This is a genomic window from Limosilactobacillus reuteri (genome assembly GCF_013694365.1).
Lineage (GTDB): Bacteria > Bacillota > Bacilli > Lactobacillales > Lactobacillaceae > Limosilactobacillus > Limosilactobacillus reuteri_E.
Genome location: NZ_CP059275.1, coordinates 399,992 through 418,826, shown reverse-complemented (window position 1 = coordinate 418,826; position 18,835 = coordinate 399,992). Strand labels below are relative to the sequence as shown.

The following is an 18,835-nucleotide window of genomic DNA, read 5'->3' as shown; positions in this document are numbered from 1 at the left end:
CTTCAACAGATGCAGACCCAATATCCCACTTAAGCTTTTCAGCTGTTCGTTCACCAATTAATAAATTCATATGTTGACGAACATATTGAACAATTGCATCATTCATCTTATCTCCTGCCATTCGAATGGACCGGCTTGAGACAATACCACCTAATGAAATGGTAGCAACATCAGTAGTACCGCCACCAATATCAACAACCATACTACCGGTTGGATCCATAACCGGTAATCCAGCTCCAATGGCTGCTGCAAATGGTTCTTCAATAACATAAGCATCACGAGCACCTGCAACTCGAGTAGCATCAATCACTGCCCGCTTTTCAACTTCCGTGATCCCACTAGGAACACATACCATAACATATGGCTTACCATTATTTCCTAGTGCTTTATCAATATAATACTTCATCATTGCAACTGTTGTGTCGTAATCAGCAATAACACCGTCTTTCATTGGTCGGATAGCCACAATGCTTTCTGGCGTCCGTCCGATCATATCACGGGCATCACTGCCAACAGCGATTACTTCGTTAGTCTTAGAATTACGAGCAACAACTGATGGTTCTCTTAATACAATACCCTTACCTTCAAGGTAGACAATTGTATTAGCAGTTCCAAGGTCAATGCCAAGATTTTTTGTTCCAATTCCTAGCAATTACTTTTTAAGCTCATTAACGAGACTAGCTTCACGCCAACTATGGTATGTATCACGACCAACAATCATAAAGTCAACTAAATGAAGTCCAATAATCTCACATCCTCGTTCTAAGCGACGAGTAAAAGATTCATCTTGCTTAGAAGGATGAATGTCTCCCGTCGGATGATTGTGGATCATAATAATTCCTTGAGCTGAACACCGGAGCGCATATTGAAAAATCTTATCAGGATAAAGAATACATTCGCATCCGCCGCCTACAAACAAAATTTTCCAATCAATTATCTCATTATGGATATCTGTACAGGCAATACAAACACTTTCTTGCTCCTCACTTTGAAAATGGTCAACCATCTTGCGTCCTAATTCGATACTCGAATAAGCATGGCCAATAATTTCTTCGTGACTTTTAGTTACTATCTTCCCTAATTCAATAGCAGCAAAAAAGTTAAGCATTTCTGGCGCCCATTCATTTATCTCATTTTTTTCAATACGTGAAAGCCGTTTAATTGCTAGGGGAGTAGGACACTTACGTAAGAAACGTTGACATAATTCCTGCTTCTTTGTTCCCGGTTTATCAGGAATAGCCGTCCAGACTAATTTTGTATATTCGTTAATCACTTCATTTTCCATTTAATTTAAAAAGAATCTACGAACATCTGAAACAAAATAAAGAGAACCAGTAATAATCATTACATCGTCCGCACTCATTTGACTTGCCACCTGCCCGATTCCTAATCGCCAGTCGTTAATAATCTGGATGGGATATTTAGTTGGAATATCAGCAACTGCTTTTGCTAAGTCTGCACTTGGTCTTTTTGGACCGGGGCCAGCAAAGTGAGTAACAGTTAAGTGAATATTCCCCAAGCTTGCTAATTCCCCAAGCATTAATTCATATTGCTTATCAGCCAAAATCGCTACCAAGAGGTAAACTTCCCGATCGGCAAAATCATTCTTAATAGTATGAACCAGGGCCTGGACACCAGGAAGATTATGAGCGCCATCTAGTAAGACCAGAGGAGTAGTATTTATTTCTTCTAATCGCCCCGGCCAAGCAGCATTTTCTAATCCCGCTATCAAAGCACGACGATCAATTGCCAGCCCACGCTTCTCCATAAAAAGCTCAAGAGCCATCAAAGCAACTGCTGCATTTTCTATCTGATAGTCGCCTGGCAACCCAAGAATTATTTCTATTTTTTTCAGATTTTTTCCTTGATACCGAATTTTTGCGTGGAACTGATGACCATTAAGTTTGTGAACAGTAAAGTCTTTTCCTAATTCAAAAACCGGGGATTTTTTCTCCTTTGCATCTGCGAGAATAGTTTCGCGCGCTTCTGTTGGGAGAGCACCTAAAATAACTGGGACACCTTTTTTGATTATTCCTGCTTTTTGAGCCGCAATCTTAGCTAAAGTATCACCTAAATACTTCATATGATCCCAGCCAACTGTCGTGATCACGCTAACAACTGGCGTAATTACATTAGTAGAATCGTATAGCCCCCCAATCCCCACTTCAAGCAATATAACATCGGGCTTCTTTTCAGCCATGTAGCAAAACATTAATGCTGTATCAATTTCAAATTCAGTTGGACCGCCTGTTTCTAATGTATCATCAAGTTTTTTGACAACAGGGGCAATTTTTTGAACTAATCTTAAAAGATCATCATCACTAATTGGGATTCCATTATACTCAATTCGTTCATTAAATCGTGTAATAAAAGGTGATGTAAAACTTCCAACAGTAAGGCCACTTTCCAGTAAAGCAGACCGCATCATTGCAACGGTTGATCCCTTACCATTAGTTCCTGTAACGTGAATGTATTTAAGTCCTTCTTGTGGGTTCCCTAATTCTGCCAAGAATCGTTTCATCCGTGTGAGTGTTGGAATTTTCTTGAATTGTGTTCGTCCATGAATAAAAGATAATGCTTCATCATAAGTTTTAATCATCTAGTGATATAAGTCAAAGCGTCCTTTAGCAAATAGCTCTTTCAAACCACCTGTTTCTAACAAGGAACGGTCAGCAATAATTTTCTTCATTGCTGAAGCAGGATATCCACGTAATTCATGACCCATTGCTTCACCAAATGCCCGCGTATTACCAACGGAAGCAACTGTTCCTAAGGACTTGTAAGTAAATGGCTTAGCTTCATGCTTGCCAGTCTTAATACGGCTAACAATGTCTTCAGCCGTGTAATCAGCCATTGCTAGAGCGATTTGTGCAGTAGTTGGGTATGGGCGTTTACCATCCGGTGGCATTACGGCAGCAACATCCCCAATGATGTAAATATCATCGTGCTTAGGATCTGTTAAGTGGTCAGTAACGATTACCCGACCACGCTTAGCATCAAAGCCACATTCTTCCATCAATGGATTACCACTTACTCCAGTTGTCCAGATAATTATACCAGCATTAAGGGACTCTTCATCATCATCTCCATGCTTGTAGATGACCTTCCCAGGTTCAATCTTGCTAATTCGTGAACCATCAAGCAATTGCACGTTAAGGCTCTTAACAAGGTTTACCCCATATTCGGCAAGTTTTTCACTAAACATTGGAAGTAATCTTGTTGAAGCTTCAATCAGCGTAATTTTAATTTCATCTGGTGAAACTCTAGCGATTTTGGCATAACTTGCTCGAGCGTCAACAAGCGCCCCTGCTAATTCAATTCCAGTAAATCCACCACCACAAATAACAATTTGAAGATCATCAGGATTGTGAGTGGTACGATAATCTTTCATTTTGGCAATGATATGGTCATAAATTGCTAAAGCTTCTTTAACATTAGTCATCGGTAATGCATTTTCTTCAGCACCAGGGATTCCAAAGGTTTCTGAAACAAAGCCGAGTCCTAATACACAATAATCATAGTGCAGTAGCTCTTCATGACCAGCAAGTTTAACTGTCTTTTTATCAGGATCGATCTTTACAACTTCATCTTGGATAAAGGTAGTAATTTGTGGATTAATAACATCACTAATTGGATAAGTGATCCTTGAAGCACTTTGCGTTCCCGCAGCAGCTTCGTGTAAATCAGTAGCTTCATAATGATAATTATTACGATCAACTAGTGTAATATGAACATTATTTTTTAGCTTTTTTTGTAATAATACGACCGTCTTTAAGCCAGCGTAACCAGCTCCAAGTACAACAACTTCTTTCATCTAGATACCCTCATCTGCCATTTTTAACGCCCGGTAATGTTCATTTGTTTTTTGTAATTCTGCCGGGCTGCCTTGCATTGAAATTTTACCATCCTCGATAAAAACAACTTGATCCATCATTTCTATGCCTTGTAAATGGTGAGTAATCCAAATCAAAGTTTTTCCTTGTAGCTGCTCCATAAAAGTCTCAATTACCTTTTCTTCTGTTACCGGATCTAAACCTACAGTTGGTTCATCTAAAAGGATAATGGGCGCATCCTTGAGTAAAATCCGGGCAAGAGACAACCGGTGACGCTCTCCGCCAGAAAACCGTAACCCTGCCTCATCAACCATCGTATGAAGTCCTTTTGGCAGTCGTCTAATCATAGCGGCCAACCCAACACGTTCAAGAACATCCCATACTTGATCCTCTGTCGCATCTTCATTTCCCAAACGAATATTATTTAAGATTGTGGTATGAAACAAATATGGCGATTGGTGAACGATCCCAATATAATTCGAAATCTCATCACCAAATTCATCCGTTGGCACATTATTAAGAGTAACAGTGCCCGAAGTAGGCTTCCGGTCTCCACGAATTAAACTAGCTAACGTACTCTTTCCAGCCCCACTGCGACCAAGAATGGCAAGTTTTTCGCCTGGATTAACATCAAGATTAATCCCCCGCAAGATCATCTTCTCTGTTTTAGGATAGCGATAATAAACATCTGTAATTTTAAGATGATAAGGAGCGGCAATCTCAATATTAGCCTTAGAAGGAGCAGGCGGTTGTGGTAATTCATTCAATCGCTTTAATGAATCCGTATATACATTAGTTTCTTGAGCAGCTGCTGGCAAGCTAGACAATACTTCATCAAGGGGAAAGACACAAAGAACAAAGGCCGCAATCCAATTTGCACTGCCTCCCCAATGACTGCCGAAACGTGCTGCTCCCCATACAATAAGGCTAACAACCACCAATAAAATCATTACCTGAAGAATAAAATCACGCCAATGCTCAAAACGTTTCATCGCTTTTTGAGATGCTAGTACGTTTTTCTCACTTTTATCATAGTGCTGCAGGTAATCCGCACTGCGCCCCGCAAATACCCAGTCTGTAATCCCCATGATATTATCAGTAAGATCAGCATACAAGGTATTGGTATATTGCTTTTCTAGTTGCTGGCGTGCACCATTAACAAGCACTGACCACACGGGAACAGCAATGATGATTAACCCAAATAGAATTAACATTAAAAGACCCATTAGTGGAGAAATTATCCCCATTCCAATAACGATAATGGCATAAAGCCCAAATGCAACCAACATTGGAAAAATCGTTCGTAAATATAAATTTTGAATGTGGGCAACATCTTCTGAAAGTAACCCAAGAATATCTCCAATTCGATACTTACTATTAAAGAAAACGGCATCCTGCTCTAACGAATCATAAAGCTTTTTACGAAATGCAGAAGTCATTTTAAAAACCCAATTATGACTAACCAATCGTTCAAAATAATTAGTCACCGGTCTAAAAATCCCAAAGGCACGAGTAAGAACGATGGGAACATATACTAACAAAATATTAAAAGGCATCGTTGCGGACTTACTGATTAAATAGCCCGCGGTGAACATCAATCCACTAGCACAAATAAAGGTAACAATCCCCAGGGTAATTGCTAATACCAAGGTCCACTTGTAACGCTTTAGGAAGGGTTTCACCCACCGATCATGTTTCATTGCTTTAAGTAAAGGAATCTTATTCATTTATTCATGGGTTATCTCCTTTCCGCGTGTTTGGTCCATCAGTTCTGTAAAGTAACCATGTTCATCAAGCAACTGCTGATACGTTCCTTGTTCAATTAACTTGCCATTCTTCAACACTAAAATGTAGTCCATCTGCTTCATCCAATGCAAACGGTGGGTAGCAAAAAAGACTAACCTATTTTCCATCAACGGAAGCATTCTTTTTTTCAACTCTAGTTCAGTCTCAATATCAAGGTGGGCGGTCGGCTCATCAAAAATCATTACCCGACGTTCTGGATCAAGAAATGCTCGTGCTAAGGCAATTCGCTGTGCCTGTCCACCGCTTAATGCTCGGTGGCCGCTGCCAATCATCGTCCCTAATCCTTGAGGTAATTCAGCAACAAGATCATCTAAGCCGACAACATGAATCGCTTCTTTTATTTTATCTTCACTGACATTTGGAGTATAAAAGGCAATATTATTTTTTAACGTATCTGCAAAAATATAGGGAGTCTGTGGAATGTAGAGAATCCGTTTTTGCCAGTCATGAATATCCAAAGTCGTTACTTTTTTTCCTTGAATGGTAATTTGGCCACTTGTCGGCGCTAAAAAGCCACTTAAAAGATTAATTAAAGTTGTCTTTCCGGCCCCACTCATCCCAATAATGCCAATTTTTTGATTCCCCTTAACAGTTAAATCAAGGTTTGTTAATTCACTGCCATTTTGGGGATACATAAACTCAACATTCTCAAAACTTAACTCATCGACTCCTGTCCACTGGTGTAATTCAACAGTCGGCTTCTTTGGTAATGGCATCTCAAGAATTCGCCGAACCGCATGAAATGAATTTTTACCATTCAACGTCGCATGGTAATCACTTGCAAAGTTCCTAATCGGCAAAAAATACTCCGGTGCCAAAATCAAGATTGCTAGTGCCGGGAATAGCAATAAGTGACCGTTAATTAACCGTAAGCCAAGAAAGACTGCTAAGATTGCAATAGCTAATGTAGTGAAGAAATCAAGAGCAAACGTTGATAACATCGCTACTTTAATCACACTCATTGTTGACTTGCGAAAACGCTCACTTGACCGATAAATACTTTGCGAATACTTCTTACTAAGGCCAAAGTACTTCAATGTGTCAATCCCCCGCAAAGAATCAATAAAGTGATTAGACAATATTTGAAAAGCTGCAAACTGTCGATTTGCCTTAGCCTTCGCTGCATAGCCTAAAATAATCATGAATAAAACAATCAAAGGATAACCTAACAACATAACAATGCCAGAAATCCAATCAAGCCAAAAACAGACAACCAAAATAATGACTGGAATAATCATCATGCTGATCACCTTGCTATAGATGAGTCGAATATAATTTTCAACTTCTTTAATGCCATCAAGAGCAAGAGTAACCATATTACCGGTTCCCTCCCGCTGAACAATTACCGGTCCAAGCGCAAAGACTTTTTTTAATAATTGCTGACGAAAGTTTTGGGCAGCATTAGCCGAATACTTATCAAGCCAATCATTCCCAATTTCGGTTAGCCCATGACGCAAAAGGTAGCAAACAATAAATCCACCTAAGCCATATATTTGACTTAAAAGAGAATGTCCCTGCCATAAGCCTGTTAGTAAAGCAGCCAAACTTAATCCCTGACCAAGGATAAGAAAAGCTTGCAGGACATAAAGCCCCACAAGCTTAATCATTTATTTAACCTCCGGAATAGCTGGCATTGCAATCCGTTTACGGAAAATCCAGTAAGCCCAGATTGTATATGCCAAAACAAATGGTAAAAGACAGCAAGTAGCAATCGTCATCACTGTCAACGTATATTCTGTTGAGGAAGCATTTTGAATAAGAATACTGTACTTCGGACTAATGCTACTAATTAGTACCCGTGGGAAGAGACCGATAAAAATCAATACAACTAAAGATACTAAGGTTAACCCACTTGAAATAAAGGCAATTAGTTCATGACCAGCAAAGGTTTCTACTTGGGCTAAAACTGAGAAACCAACAATCAATATAAGCATAATGATTGTGCCAACTGGGTGAACAGCCATAAAGTCGGTCATAAAGATTAATAATAGTGCAAAGACAACTTCGCCAGCATAAAGAATCCAGTACAAAAATTCAGCGTAGTTCCGGGCGCGTTCCTGAACCGGACCAGTCGTCTTTAAGGCAATATAATTAATTCCATGTAAGTAGGTTAAAAGCAATAAGGCAATCCCACCAACAACTGCAAGCCAGTTGAAATAGTCAAAGAATCCTGCGTGAAAATTGCCGTTAGCATCAATTGGCATTCCATGAATCATGCTAACAAACATAATACCAAGGAAAAATGGAACGATTGCACTACCAATTGCCAATGCCCAATCCCAGATCCGCTTTTGTGGCACTGGACTATTTTTACGGAATTCAAAAGAAACACCACGGATAATTAAACCAGCTAGGATAATCATTAAGATTAAGTAATACCCACTGAAAAGACTAGCATACCAATATGGAAAAGATGCAAACATTGCACCACCAGCCGTGATTAACCATACTTCATTTGCATCCCAAACTGGTCCAATTGTCCGCACAAGTTGATCACGTTCTGATTCGTTATGAGCAAGTGTTTCAACCGCCATTCCTACCCCATAATCAAATCCATCTAGGAAGAAGAAGCCGGCAAAAAGCACTCCAATCAATACAAACCATAATAATTGAAGAAAACTCATCTAGAACGCCTCCTTGTCAAATGGGTCAAGAACCTTCTTGAATTTAGGTTCAATTGCTTCCGATGGATCTTTACGTAACTCAAGAACAATTAACCAAATTAATGTAATTGCAAGAGTTGTAAATAATACAAAGTAAACAATATTTGATGTTAGCAATGATCCAACTGAAACATTTGGCGATACACTTTCAGCAATTGTAAACAAGCCATAAACCGTCCATGGAATACGACCAAATTCCGTTACAAACCAACCAACAGTATTACCGATAAATGGTAAGAAAGTGGTAATTGCAATACACCAAAGTGCCCAGCGGCGTTGTGCAAGTGGTTTCTTGCTCTTTTCCCTTGTCATAATTAATCCAACTAATGAAACTAAGAAAATCCAAGCACCGACTGCACACATAATCCGGAAACTATAGAACAGTGTATTTACTGGTGGGTAGTAATCAAGATTCTTGCCGTACTTTTTCTTATATTGGGCATTGAGCTCATTCATCCCGGTAACCGCACCAGTAGTTTTGTGGTATGACAAAATACTTAGGGCATAGGGAATATCGATATTGCCTTTTACTTCATGGTCTTTCATATCGGCAATACCAACAATTGTCCACGGTGCATGCTTACCAGTAGTCGTGAATACGTCTTCAGTAGCTGCAAACTTCATTGGTTGTTCTTTGATTAAGTATTGCATCTGGGCATCCCCTAACGCAATTCCACCAATAGAGAAAATCAATGATACTAAAAGTCCTAAACGCATTGACTTCTTGTAAAACTTCTTATTAGCTTCAGAAAGTTTTTGGTTCTTGAGAAGTTGGAATGCTGTTAAACCAGCAATAATAATACCACCCATCATGATGGCGTTAAGGATAACATGTCCAAATTCATACCATAATTGGGGGTTTTTAAGCAATGCACCAAAATTAACCATTACTGCACGGCCACCCTTGATTTCATAACCAACTGGGTGTTGCATGAATGAGTTGGCAGTTAAAATCCATAAAGCAGATGTTAAAGAGCCAAAACTTGTCATCCAAATGAAGAAAAGGTGCAACCCTGGCTTAACCTTTTTCCAGGTAAATACCCATAAGCCAATAAATGTTGATTCAATAAAGAATGATAGCAAAGCTTCGAGGGCTAATGGAGCACCAAAGATATCACCCATAAACCGTGAGTAATCCGACCAGTTCATCCCAAATTGGAATTCCTGAATCAAACCTGTAACAACACCGACCGCAAAACTAAGTAAGAAAATATTTCCCCAAAATTTTGCCATTTTTTTGTATGTTTCGTCTTTAGTTGAGACATACATACTTTCCATAATGGCGACGATAAAAGCTGTTCCAATCGAAAACGGAACAAAGAAGAAGTGGTAAACCGTCGTCATGGCAAATTGGAAACGTGCCAGACTAAGAATAGTCATCTAAGCTTGTTGAAGTGATTGAAGGCGTTCTTTAGCAGCTGCTAATTTTTGTTGCCATTCCGTTGCCTTTTGTCGTTCAGCTTCAACAACTTTTTCCGGCGCATTATTAACAAACTTTTCATTGCCAAGCTTCTTTTGTGAACGTTCTACTTCTTTTTCAAGTTTAGCAATCTCTTTTTCCATCCGATCTCGTTCTTCATCAAGGTCAACTAATTCAGCCATTGGGATGTAAACTTCTGCTCCAGTCAAAATACCGCTCATCGCAAGCTTAGGAGCTTCAACATCCTTACCAATAGTTAAGTTCTCTGGATGACAGAAGCGTTCAATGTAATCCCGGTTATCATTCAACATCTGTGCCAAGTGATCACTATCAACTTTTACCAAAATGTCAACTGGTTTAGACATTGGCGCATTAGCTTCATTTCGAATGTTACGAACAGCCTTAATCAATTCAATCAAACTATTCATTTGTTCAGTTGCGGCTGGATCATCAAGTTCGGCATTAGCAACTGGGTAATCTGCAACCATAATTGATTCACCATCATGCGGCATTGATTGCCATAATTTTTCGGTAACGAATGGCATGATTGGATGTAACATCTTCAAGGTCTGATCAAGAACATAACCAAGAATATTCTTAGTATCATTCTTTTCTTCGTCAGTCCCATTATTGAGTTTCTCCTTGGTCATTTCGATATACCAGTCACAGAAATCATTCCAGATGAAGTTGTAAAGCGCCCGCCCAGCTTCACCAAATTCAAACTTGTCAAACTGTTCGTTAACCTGCTTTACAGTTGCATTTAACCGACTCAAAATCCACCGATCAGCTAAATCCCACTTACTCTTATCAGGAAGGACAGGAGCAGGCATCTCACCAAGGTTCATGATAACGTAACGACTAGCGTTCCAAATCTTATTAATAAAGTTCCAAGCTGCATCCATCTTAGTGTAGCTAAAACGAATATCTTGACCAGGAGTTGAACCAGTAATTAAGAACCACCGTAAGGCATCTACCCCGTACTTCTTGATAACATCCATTGGATCAATACCATTTCCTAAGGATTTACTCATCTTTCGCCCTTGTTCGTCACGAATCAAACCATGGAGAAGAACATTCTTAAATGGTGCCCGACCCGTAAATTCAAGCGATTGGAAAATCATCCGGGAAACCCAGAAGAAGATGATGTCATAACCAGTAACTAAAGTATTGGTTGGGAAGTAGCGCTTGAAGTCTGCTGAATCAGTATTAGGCCAGCCCATCGTCGAGAATGGCCAAAGCGCACTAGAGAACCATGTATCAAGGACATCCTTATCTTGTTCCCAATTTTCGGCATCTTTAGGAGCTTCCATACCAACATAAACTTCGCCAGTCTGTTTGTTATACCAAGCTGGAATCCGGTGACCCCACCATAATTGACGAGAAATAACCCAATCATGAATATTTTCCATCCATTGCGTAAAGGTGTGTTCGAATCGTTCTGGAACGAAATTAACTCGGTCATCAGTATCTTGGTTCTTAAGAGCTGCTTCGGCTAATGGCTTCATCTTAACAAACCATTGTGTGGAAAGACGGGCTTCAACTTGTACCCCTGTTCGTTCTGAGTGACCAACAGAGTGAACAATTGGGTCAACTTTTAACATATAACCTTGATCTTGAAGGTCCTTAACGATTGCTTCACGAGCTTCAAAACGGTCCATGCCTTCGTATTTACCAGCATTTTCGTTCATTGAGGCATCTTCATTCATTGTATTCAGTTCAGGAAGATTGTGACGCTTACCTACCTTAAAGTCGTTTGGATCATGAGCTGGGGTAATCTTAACCATCCCAGTACCAAATTCAGGTGTTACGTAGTCGTCAGCAATAATCTCAATTTCCCGGTTGACAAGTGGTACCATGACCTTCTTACCAACTAAGTCCTTGTACCGTTCATCATTAGGGTTAACGGCAACCGCTTCATCCCCGAACATTGTTTCTGGACGAGTAGTGGCGATTTCGATGTAATCCTTACCGTTAAAAGTGGTTCCATCAGTAAATGGATACTTAACATGGTAGAATGCACCCTTATCATCCTTATGAATAACTTCAATATCTGATAAGGCCGTCCGTGCTTGTGGGTCCCAGTTGATGATGTAAGTTCCACGATAAATTAAGCCCTTATTGTAGAGATCAACAAAGACTTTTCGAACAGCCTTATTTAATCCTTCATCAAGGGTAAAACGTTCGCGGTCATAATCCACAGAAATACCCATCTTAGCCCACTGCTGGTGAATAATATCAGCATATTCATCTTTCCAGTCCCAAACTTGTTGAACAAACTTGTCACGACCAAGGTCATAACGAGAAATTCCTTGTTTACGAAGCCGGGCTTCAACTTTCGCTTGGGTAGCAATACCAGCATGGTCCATTCCAGGAACCCATAATACATCATAGCCTTGCATCCGCTTTTGTCGAATGATCATATCTTGTAAAGTTGTATCCCAAGCGTGACCTAAGTGCAACTTACCAGTAACATTCGGTGGTGGAATAACAATTGAATATGGGTGAGCTTTTTTGTCACCACTTGGTTTAAAGAATCCTTGATCAATCCACCATTGATAACGGCCTTCTTCAACCGCCGCTGGATCGTACTTGGTTGACATATCTTTTTCTGTCATTTAAAGTAATTCAGCAAAAACATCTTCATTTTGGTTTAAATAATCTTCACCAGGATGAATTTCCGTAATTTCAATCCCATCAAGAGCTCGTTGCATTAACCCTTCAATATCAAGTCGTTTTTCGTATTCACGAGCCCGCTCAACGTTTGGCCGGGTTTTTGGCGATGGCGGTGTAAAGACAGTACAACAGTCTTCATATGGAAGAATTGAAAGATCATAGGTATCAATATCTTGGGCAATTTTAATAATTTCGGTCTTATCAAATGACAATACTGGTCGCAATACCGGATAAGAAGTTACATCATTAATCGCCAGCATACTTTCCATTGTCTGAGAAGCAACTTGCCCTAATGATTCACCATTAAAAATAGCCAGACCATGACGCTTAATCATTAAGGCAGCTGCCAACCGAAGCATCATTCGCCGTTGAATTGTCATTAAGTAACCTTCAGGAACTTTTTCCTTTACTGTTTCTTGAATTTCGGCAAATGGCACCTGAATAAACTTAATACTTCCACTATATTTTGCAAGACGTTCAGTTAATTGCTTGGCCTTTGCTAAAGCTTGGGGACTAGTATATGGCGGACTAAAGAAGTGAACCATTTCCATTGAAACGCCACGCTTCATCCCAAGGTAAGCAGCTACTGGTGAATCAATTCCACCAGACATCATCATCATTCCTTTACCAGCGGTACCAACTGGCAAACCACCAGCACCCTTAATCGTTTCACTTGAAAGGAAAATCCCATTAAGACGGATCTCAACTCGTAAAGTTAGGTCTGGATGATGAACATCAACTTTTAATTTATCAGGAAACTTATCTAAGAGGTATCCTCCTAGCTTGTTGTTCATTTCAAAGGTATCAATTGCAAATTGGTGATCTGATCGACGAGTTTCCACTTTAAAGGTAATTGGCTTATCAACTTGTTCAGCGATCATCTGCGCTGCTGCCTCTGCAGTCGCTTCAAAAGTCTTATCAACTTTAATTGATGGCGAGAAGTTTTGAATCCCAAACACTAACTTCAAGCGATTCATCACTTGATCATAGTCAACTCCATTTAATTCAACATGCAACCGATCACGTTGTGCATGCACCTTTACCTGGTCAAAGCTATGAAGGGCCTTTCGTACGTTTACCCCTAAACGATCAATAAAGGACTTTTTATTATGTCCCTTTGTCGAAAGCTCACCATAACGAACCATAATTTCTGTATATTGCACTTATTCAATAATTTTCTTAAAGCCAGCGTATAATTCATCAAATGTTTTATTAAACTGATCAGCCTCTTCAAGGGTATTTTGATCCCCAAGGCTAATCCGAACTGCACTTGTTGCAATATCTTCTGGAACCTTCATGGCAGCTAATGTTCCGGCTTCGGAATGCTTTTTAGACGAGCAAGCACTAGTAGTTGAGATATAGATATCCTTGTCTTCAAAGGCATGAACAATCGTTTCACCCCGAACTCCTACAATTGCAAAGCACAGTACATGGGAAGCGAAACCTTGATCGCGGCCAGAAATCAATTTTACATGATCAAATTTACTTAAATGGTCGTAAATCCGTTCTTTAATTGCTTGTTCACGTTTTACTGATTCCGCTTCATTTTCCTTTACTAACCGAATTGCTTTTGCCATTGCAACATTACCAGGTGTATTTTCTGTTCCATTTCGTAGTGTCCGCTCTTGACCACCACCAGCAATCAAAGGCTCTAACTTGCGCCCATTCTTGACGTAAACAAAACCGGTTCCTCGTGGAGCATGAAATTTATGACCAGAAAAAGTGGCAAAATCAACACGATCACTAAATACTTGGTCATCTAATCCTTTACCAATTGCCTGAACAGCATCCACCATAAAGTGAATGTTTGGATAATCTTTAAGGATTTCTCCCACTTCTTTAATTGGCTGAATCGTTCCAATTTCATTATTAACTGCCATGATAGACACTAAAATAGTATCTGGACGAATAGCGGCTTTAACATCAGCGGGATTGATTCGTCCCTCTTTATCAACCGGGAGATAGGTAACCTCAAATCCGAAGTCTTTTAGTTGCTCCAATGCATTTTTTACAGCCGCATGTTCAACACTAGTCGTAATAATGTGTTTGCCAAAACGGTGCTTAGCCATTGCAGTTCCTTTGATTACCCAGTTATCTCCTTCAGAACCACCACTAGTAAAAATAATCTCACTAGGCTTAACCCCGAATAACTTTGCGATCTGCTGGCGTGCCTGTTCTTGAAGGTTCCAAGCATTTTCACCAAAATTATGTAAGCTGCTTGGATTCCCCCAAATCTTTTGGCTCACGGTTTCGTATGTCGACAAAACATCCGGTAGTATCTTTGTCGTCGCACTATTATCAAAATAGATCATTTAATTTTTACCAATTTCACGATAATAGGTATCTTCAATTCGTTTGTAGCTACCAGGTTCTATTTCTTCTAAAACGGTCGCAATTGCTTCTAAGCTTGCCGTGTAGTTAAACTGCTTAAAAAGTTCTTGGGATTTTTTAGCTGCTGCTGCAATCTTTTCGTTATCACTAAATCGATTTGCATATTGTTGGAATCGTTCTGTTAATTCCGCACTATCACGAAGAATATCAGTCTTGTCATTTAATGTGTCTAGGTCTGACTCAACGATAATTAGTTGCTTCGTAATTTCATCCATATTGATCTTATACTCATTCAATTCATCAGCTAACTTTTTAATCTCATCGCTGACACCAAAGAAGTAATCTAAGTAATCTTTTGGTAAGCCAGGAAGGTTCAACTGTTCTACTTGCCGATGAATTGTACGAATCTGGGTGGAATATTTTTGCAGCATTTGACGGGCACGTTGTTCATCAGTTTGCAATTTAGCAACTTCATCGTTAAGCTTTTCTTGACTTTTTTCAATTTCAGTTAAGTTCTTTTGATTAGATTTTTGCCGATCAAGAACCTGACTATAAACAGCTGTTTTGTTAGCAATTGCTTCTGCGTCATCACGGTACTGCTTAATAATTGCTTTAATTTGTTCACCAAGTTCACGTACGGTTTCTTGTTCATGATTAGTAAGTGTGTAATTCAAACTTAACCGGTCTAATTCTACACCAAGTTCGTCATTTTGCCGTTGAGCGTGTTTTGTAAAGCCTTTCATCACTTCAATCAAATGAACAGCTTCATTCTTAGCATCAATTTCCTTTTGCATTACCCCGTATAAGTAATCAATCTGGTCACTAAGATCTTTATTAGATTGTTCCACAACATCTAATTGTAAATTGTTAAGTTGGTCAATCGTCTGATCCAGTTTGGATTGGAGCTGTTCAATTTGCTTATCAATATTTTTCTCCGTAAAGTGGAAATTTTGTTTTACAAGTGTCTTATAACCACTTTTTAGCTCGGATAATTGTTCTGGAAACTCGGTTGCAATTGGCTTATAGAGCTGAGGAATCTTCTTAAGGTCTTGTTCAAATTTATCGTTTTCAGATTGCAAATTGGTTAAAATCTCTTGAGCCGCTTCAATATCGCCCTTATTAGTTAAATCAGTAAATTGAGCGAATTGATCCTCTAATTCGTTTAATCTGCTATTTAACTGCTTTTCACTGTCTCCATATTCGAAGCTCTTCTCATTTAGTTGCCGGTGGAATTGACGATATTTATTTTTAATCTGCTCGACCGCTTGCTTATGGGTATGTTGTTGTTGACGAAGATGTTGTAAGTCTTTTTGGATCTGTTGGAGAGTTGTTGTTAACTTTGCCAAATCTGCTTGCAGGTCTCGAATCTGAGTGTTAATTGTCAGCAACTTGCTCGTCCGTGAATCTGCTAATAATTGGGGAGCTCGTTTATTAAAGGCTGTGATCGCTGGTCGCACTTGTTTTTCATACTTGTTTTTAATTGTTTCAAATTGCTTTTTAGCATCCCCGATTAGTTGCAATTCTTCAACATTTTTGATCTGCTGGTCAACTTTTTGATCTGCTAGCTTTTTCTCGCTTTCCATTAAGTCGTTGATCTGTTTAACAGCTCGTCGTTGATAAAAATATACGCAAGCTAATATTGCTACAACAATAATTAAAATACCAATCAATACTTGAAAAACCACTTACTTGTTGTAGAATTCAACGATAAGAGCTTCATCAATATCAGCGTTCATATCTTCACGTGCTGGAATGCGGTTAAGCTTACCTTCAAGCTTGTCGGCATCAAAGTCAACGTATGAAGGACGAGAAACAACAGCTTCCACAGCGTTCTTGATGATGTCTAAGTTCTTAGACTTGTCACGAACGGCGATGATTTGACCAACCTTAACTTCGTATGATGGAATATCAACACGCTTACCATCAACAGTGATGTGACCGTGGTTAACTAATTGACGAGCTTGACGACGAGTAGTGGCTAAACCAAGACGGTAAACCATGTTATCAAGACGACGTTCAAGCAATGCCATAAAGTTGGCACCGTGAGTACCTTCCTTAATCTTACCGGCACGAACGAAAAGGTTTGAGAATTGACGTTCAGTCATACCGTACATAAAACGTAGCTTTTGCTTTTCACGTAATTGTGTACCATATTCTGAAAGCTTACCGCGACGATCACGACCGTGGTCACCAGGAGCGTAAGCCCGACGTGCTAATTCTTTACCAGTACCTGAAAGTGAAACGCCAAGACGACGTGAAACACGCCAACTTGGACCAGTGTAACGAGACATTTAATTTGCTAAATGCTTTTTTTTATCTGAATTTGTAATAATATGATGTTCTCCTCGAGCGATTGGTGGGGTAGTTGGGTTAACGTCTTTTGCAAGTAAATGTTGAGGAGTATTGATTTGATGGTGTTTGCTGTGTCTTTGGTATATTTCATATATTATAAATGGAAGTAACACTGTGATTGCAAAACTCCCTATCAATACATACAAATAGGAATGATGAGATGTTACTGGCAAACTGCTTGGTGGAACAAAAGAAATTAAGAAAGCAAAAACTGAAACTAGTAGTCCGCAAATAGCCACAATTGCTTTTACAACTGTTCCACCAGGAATTTCATAAGTTCTTTTTAGCTCTTTTTTCTTAAAAATTAAGATTAAATAACCAATGAAAAACAGTAAATATCCTACTAAGTAAATAACTACTGTTAGAGAGATGGCAACAAAGAAAGAGACGTTATTACTTCCGCCACCAAAAGTTAAGACAGCATTCCAAATAGAAACGACAATTCCTTGTACAAGAATTAAATTAATAGGAACATTATGTCTATTTGTTTTTTGAAAAATTGATGGTAAAATTCCTTGCTGAGCAGTAGCAAACATTCCCCGCGAAGGACCAATAACCCATGAACTAATTTCTGCCATTACTCCACAGGCAATCATTAGATCAATTATTTTAACTAGCCAGTTAAGATGAGTGTTAAAATAAAGTAATAAATATTTAAAGGCTTGAATAATGCCTGTGCTTAAAGAAAGCTCAGATTGCGGTACGACCGCTGCAACTGCAAAACCACCAAATGTATCAAGGCAGATAGCTAATATGACTAAAATGAACATCGCTAACGGATAGTTTCTTTTTGGGTTTTTGAGAGAAGCCGAAGCCTCAACACCCATATAAGCTAAAATGAATGATACAAAAACAACTAGTGTATTTAACTTGGTAAAGTTAGGAATAAAAGCGTGCCACGAAAAATCAACTTGTAGTTTTCCTCCTGTTACCACATAGGCAATCGCAAGTCCAAAGAGTGTAACGGAAGGGATTAAAATGCCAATTACAAAGCCGGTTTTAGCGATATAGGCAGTATATTTCGTTCCCCAAAATTGTGAACATGTTAAAAGCCAAAAAATTAGTAGCACACCCCAAAATTTAATCATGGGGTTTGTATCTAACGCTGGCCAATTAAGTACATATGAAAATGCACCTAAAATAAAGTAAATCATTGTCACAAATCCAACAGTAATTTGAAACCATTGGAAGAAAATAGCTGCAAATCCCCATATTTTTCCAAGAGTATGAGAAACCCAGCTAAAGATGCCACCGCCGTTATTGTTCCAACCGTTAACGGTAGCCATTTCAGCAGCACATAGGGCAACTGGAATGAACCAGAATAAACCTTCAAGAATAAGGAAGAATATTAAGTGGAGTTTTGAGGTGGCAAATGTTGGATATTCATATACAGTGAGTACCATTGAAGCTGTTAAAGAAAAGAAGCCGAAAAGAGTTAAGTTTCTTTTAATATGTTGATTGTTAACCATTTACACAACGGTTTTCAAGTTCAGCTGTTCGTGGATATTCTGATTTATCAATGGCATTTTTTGCATTGTTTCTGCCATAATTTGAGTAGCTTTTGGTTCCATATAAGTTTGACAAAAAGTAGCCAGATTTTCACGAGCATTTCCTTCATCAATTAATTGATCTTTGACAATTCGATAAGCAATTTCTGGAGGAACAGGTTCCTTATTTAATTCATATTTTGATAGTGTGTGATCAGAGGTGTATGAACCGAAAATAGAATCTAACACATCACGTTTTTTCTTGATCAT

The 18,835-nt window shown here is 39.1% G+C and carries 14 protein-coding genes and 1 pseudogene (1 of these 15 only partly in view); all 15 read right to left on the bottom strand.

Features of this window, described 5'->3' with window-relative positions:
* Nucleotides 1-652, bottom strand: the 5' portion of a protein-coding gene (locus tag HHK02_RS02465; protein ID WP_003666650.1) for a rod shape-determining protein. Its footprint begins 350 nt before the window's first position; the window shows 652 of its 1,002 coding nt (coding positions 1-652); it begins with the start codon at nucleotides 650-652; its stop codon lies off the left edge, out of view.
* Nucleotides 653-1,285, bottom strand: coding sequence for a JAB domain-containing protein (locus tag HHK02_RS02460; protein WP_003671949.1), 633 nt, complete (start codon nucleotides 1,283-1,285; stop codon nucleotides 653-655).
* A complete protein-coding gene (locus HHK02_RS02455; protein ID WP_181462718.1) occupies nucleotides 1,286-2,599 on the bottom strand; it encodes a bifunctional folylpolyglutamate synthase/dihydrofolate synthase in 1,314 nt (437 codons plus the stop codon).
* On the bottom strand, nucleotides 2,600-3,814 hold the full coding sequence (locus HHK02_RS02450) for an NAD(P)/FAD-dependent oxidoreductase (protein WP_181462717.1): 1,215 nt from the start codon (nucleotides 3,812-3,814) through the stop codon (nucleotides 2,600-2,602).
* Nucleotides 3,815-5,560, bottom strand: a complete 1,746-nt coding sequence (gene cydC, locus HHK02_RS02445) for a thiol reductant ABC exporter subunit CydC (protein WP_181462716.1) — start codon at nucleotides 5,558-5,560, stop codon at nucleotides 3,815-3,817. It lies immediately after the preceding gene.
* Nucleotides 5,561-7,246, bottom strand: coding sequence for a thiol reductant ABC exporter subunit CydD (gene cydD / locus HHK02_RS02440; RefSeq protein ID WP_181462715.1), 1,686 nt, complete (start codon nucleotides 7,244-7,246; stop codon nucleotides 5,561-5,563).
* On the bottom strand, nucleotides 7,247-8,263 hold the full coding sequence (cydB, locus tag HHK02_RS02435) for a cytochrome d ubiquinol oxidase subunit II (protein WP_181462714.1): 1,017 nt from the start codon (nucleotides 8,261-8,263) through the stop codon (nucleotides 7,247-7,249).
* Nucleotides 8,264-9,682, bottom strand: coding sequence for a cytochrome ubiquinol oxidase subunit I (locus HHK02_RS02430; RefSeq protein WP_181462713.1), 1,419 nt, complete (start codon nucleotides 9,680-9,682; stop codon nucleotides 8,264-8,266).
* The gene (locus HHK02_RS02425; RefSeq protein ID WP_163622441.1) at nucleotides 9,683-12,337 is read right to left on the bottom strand and encodes a valine--tRNA ligase; all 2,655 of its coding nucleotides are present in this window, start codon (nucleotides 12,335-12,337) and stop codon (nucleotides 9,683-9,685) included.
* On the bottom strand, nucleotides 12,338-13,558 hold the full coding sequence (gene thiI, locus HHK02_RS02420; RefSeq protein ID WP_003671958.1) for a tRNA uracil 4-sulfurtransferase ThiI: 1,221 nt from the start codon (nucleotides 13,556-13,558) through the stop codon (nucleotides 12,338-12,340).
* Nucleotides 13,559-14,707 carry a cysteine desulfurase family protein gene (locus HHK02_RS02415; RefSeq protein ID WP_181462712.1) on the bottom strand — a complete coding sequence of 383 codons (1,149 nt, stop codon included), beginning with the start codon at nucleotides 14,705-14,707 and terminating at the stop codon, nucleotides 13,559-13,561.
* Nucleotides 14,708-16,411, bottom strand: coding sequence for a septation ring formation regulator EzrA (ezrA, locus tag HHK02_RS02410; RefSeq protein ID WP_035160188.1), 1,704 nt, complete (start codon nucleotides 16,409-16,411; stop codon nucleotides 14,708-14,710).
* Nucleotides 16,412-17,017, bottom strand: coding sequence for a 30S ribosomal protein S4 (gene rpsD, locus HHK02_RS02405; protein WP_003666632.1), 606 nt, complete (start codon nucleotides 17,015-17,017; stop codon nucleotides 16,412-16,414).
* On the bottom strand, nucleotides 17,018-18,547 hold the full coding sequence (gadC, locus tag HHK02_RS02400) for a glutamate:gamma-aminobutyrate antiporter (protein WP_181462711.1): 1,530 nt from the start codon (nucleotides 18,545-18,547) through the stop codon (nucleotides 17,018-17,020).
* Nucleotides 18,546-18,835 (bottom strand): annotated as a pseudogene (locus HHK02_RS02395) (glutamate decarboxylase); the annotation flags it as partial. The pseudogene HHK02_RS02395 and the gene gadC, both read right to left, overlap by 2 nt.

What these genes read in the sequence shown, in the direction of transcription:
- HHK02_RS02460 (WP_003671949.1), bottom strand. Translation starts at nt 1,285, where the DNA reads ATGGAAAATGAAGTGATTAACGAATATACAAAATTAGTCTGGACGGCT.
- HHK02_RS02455 (WP_181462718.1), bottom strand. Translation starts at nt 2,599, where the DNA reads ATGATTAAAACTTATGATGAAGCATTATCTTTTATTCATGGACGAACA.
- HHK02_RS02450 (WP_181462717.1), bottom strand. Translation starts at nt 3,814, where the DNA reads ATGAAAGAAGTTGTTGTACTTGGAGCTGGTTACGCTGGCTTAAAGACG.
- cydC (WP_181462716.1), bottom strand. Translation starts at nt 5,560, where the DNA reads ATGAATAAGATTCCTTTACTTAAAGCAATGAAACATGATCGGTGGGTG.
- cydD (WP_181462715.1), bottom strand. Translation starts at nt 7,246, where the DNA reads ATGATTAAGCTTGTGGGGCTTTATGTCCTGCAAGCTTTTCTTATCCTT.
- cydB (WP_181462714.1), bottom strand. Translation starts at nt 8,263, where the DNA reads ATGAGTTTTCTTCAATTATTATGGTTTGTATTGATTGGAGTGCTTTTT.
- HHK02_RS02430 (WP_181462713.1), bottom strand. Translation starts at nt 9,682, where the DNA reads ATGACTATTCTTAGTCTGGCACGTTTCCAATTTGCCATGACGACGGTT.
- HHK02_RS02425 (WP_163622441.1), bottom strand. Translation starts at nt 12,337, where the DNA reads ATGACAGAAAAAGATATGTCAACCAAGTACGATCCAGCGGCGGTTGAA.
- HHK02_RS02415 (WP_181462712.1), bottom strand. Translation starts at nt 14,707, where the DNA reads ATGATCTATTTTGATAATAGTGCGACGACAAAGATACTACCGGATGTT.
- rpsD (WP_003666632.1), bottom strand. Translation starts at nt 17,017, where the DNA reads ATGTCTCGTTACACTGGTCCAAGTTGGCGTGTTTCACGTCGTCTTGGC.
- gadC (WP_181462711.1), bottom strand. Translation starts at nt 18,547, where the DNA reads ATGGTTAACAATCAACATATTAAAAGAAACTTAACTCTTTTCGGCTTC.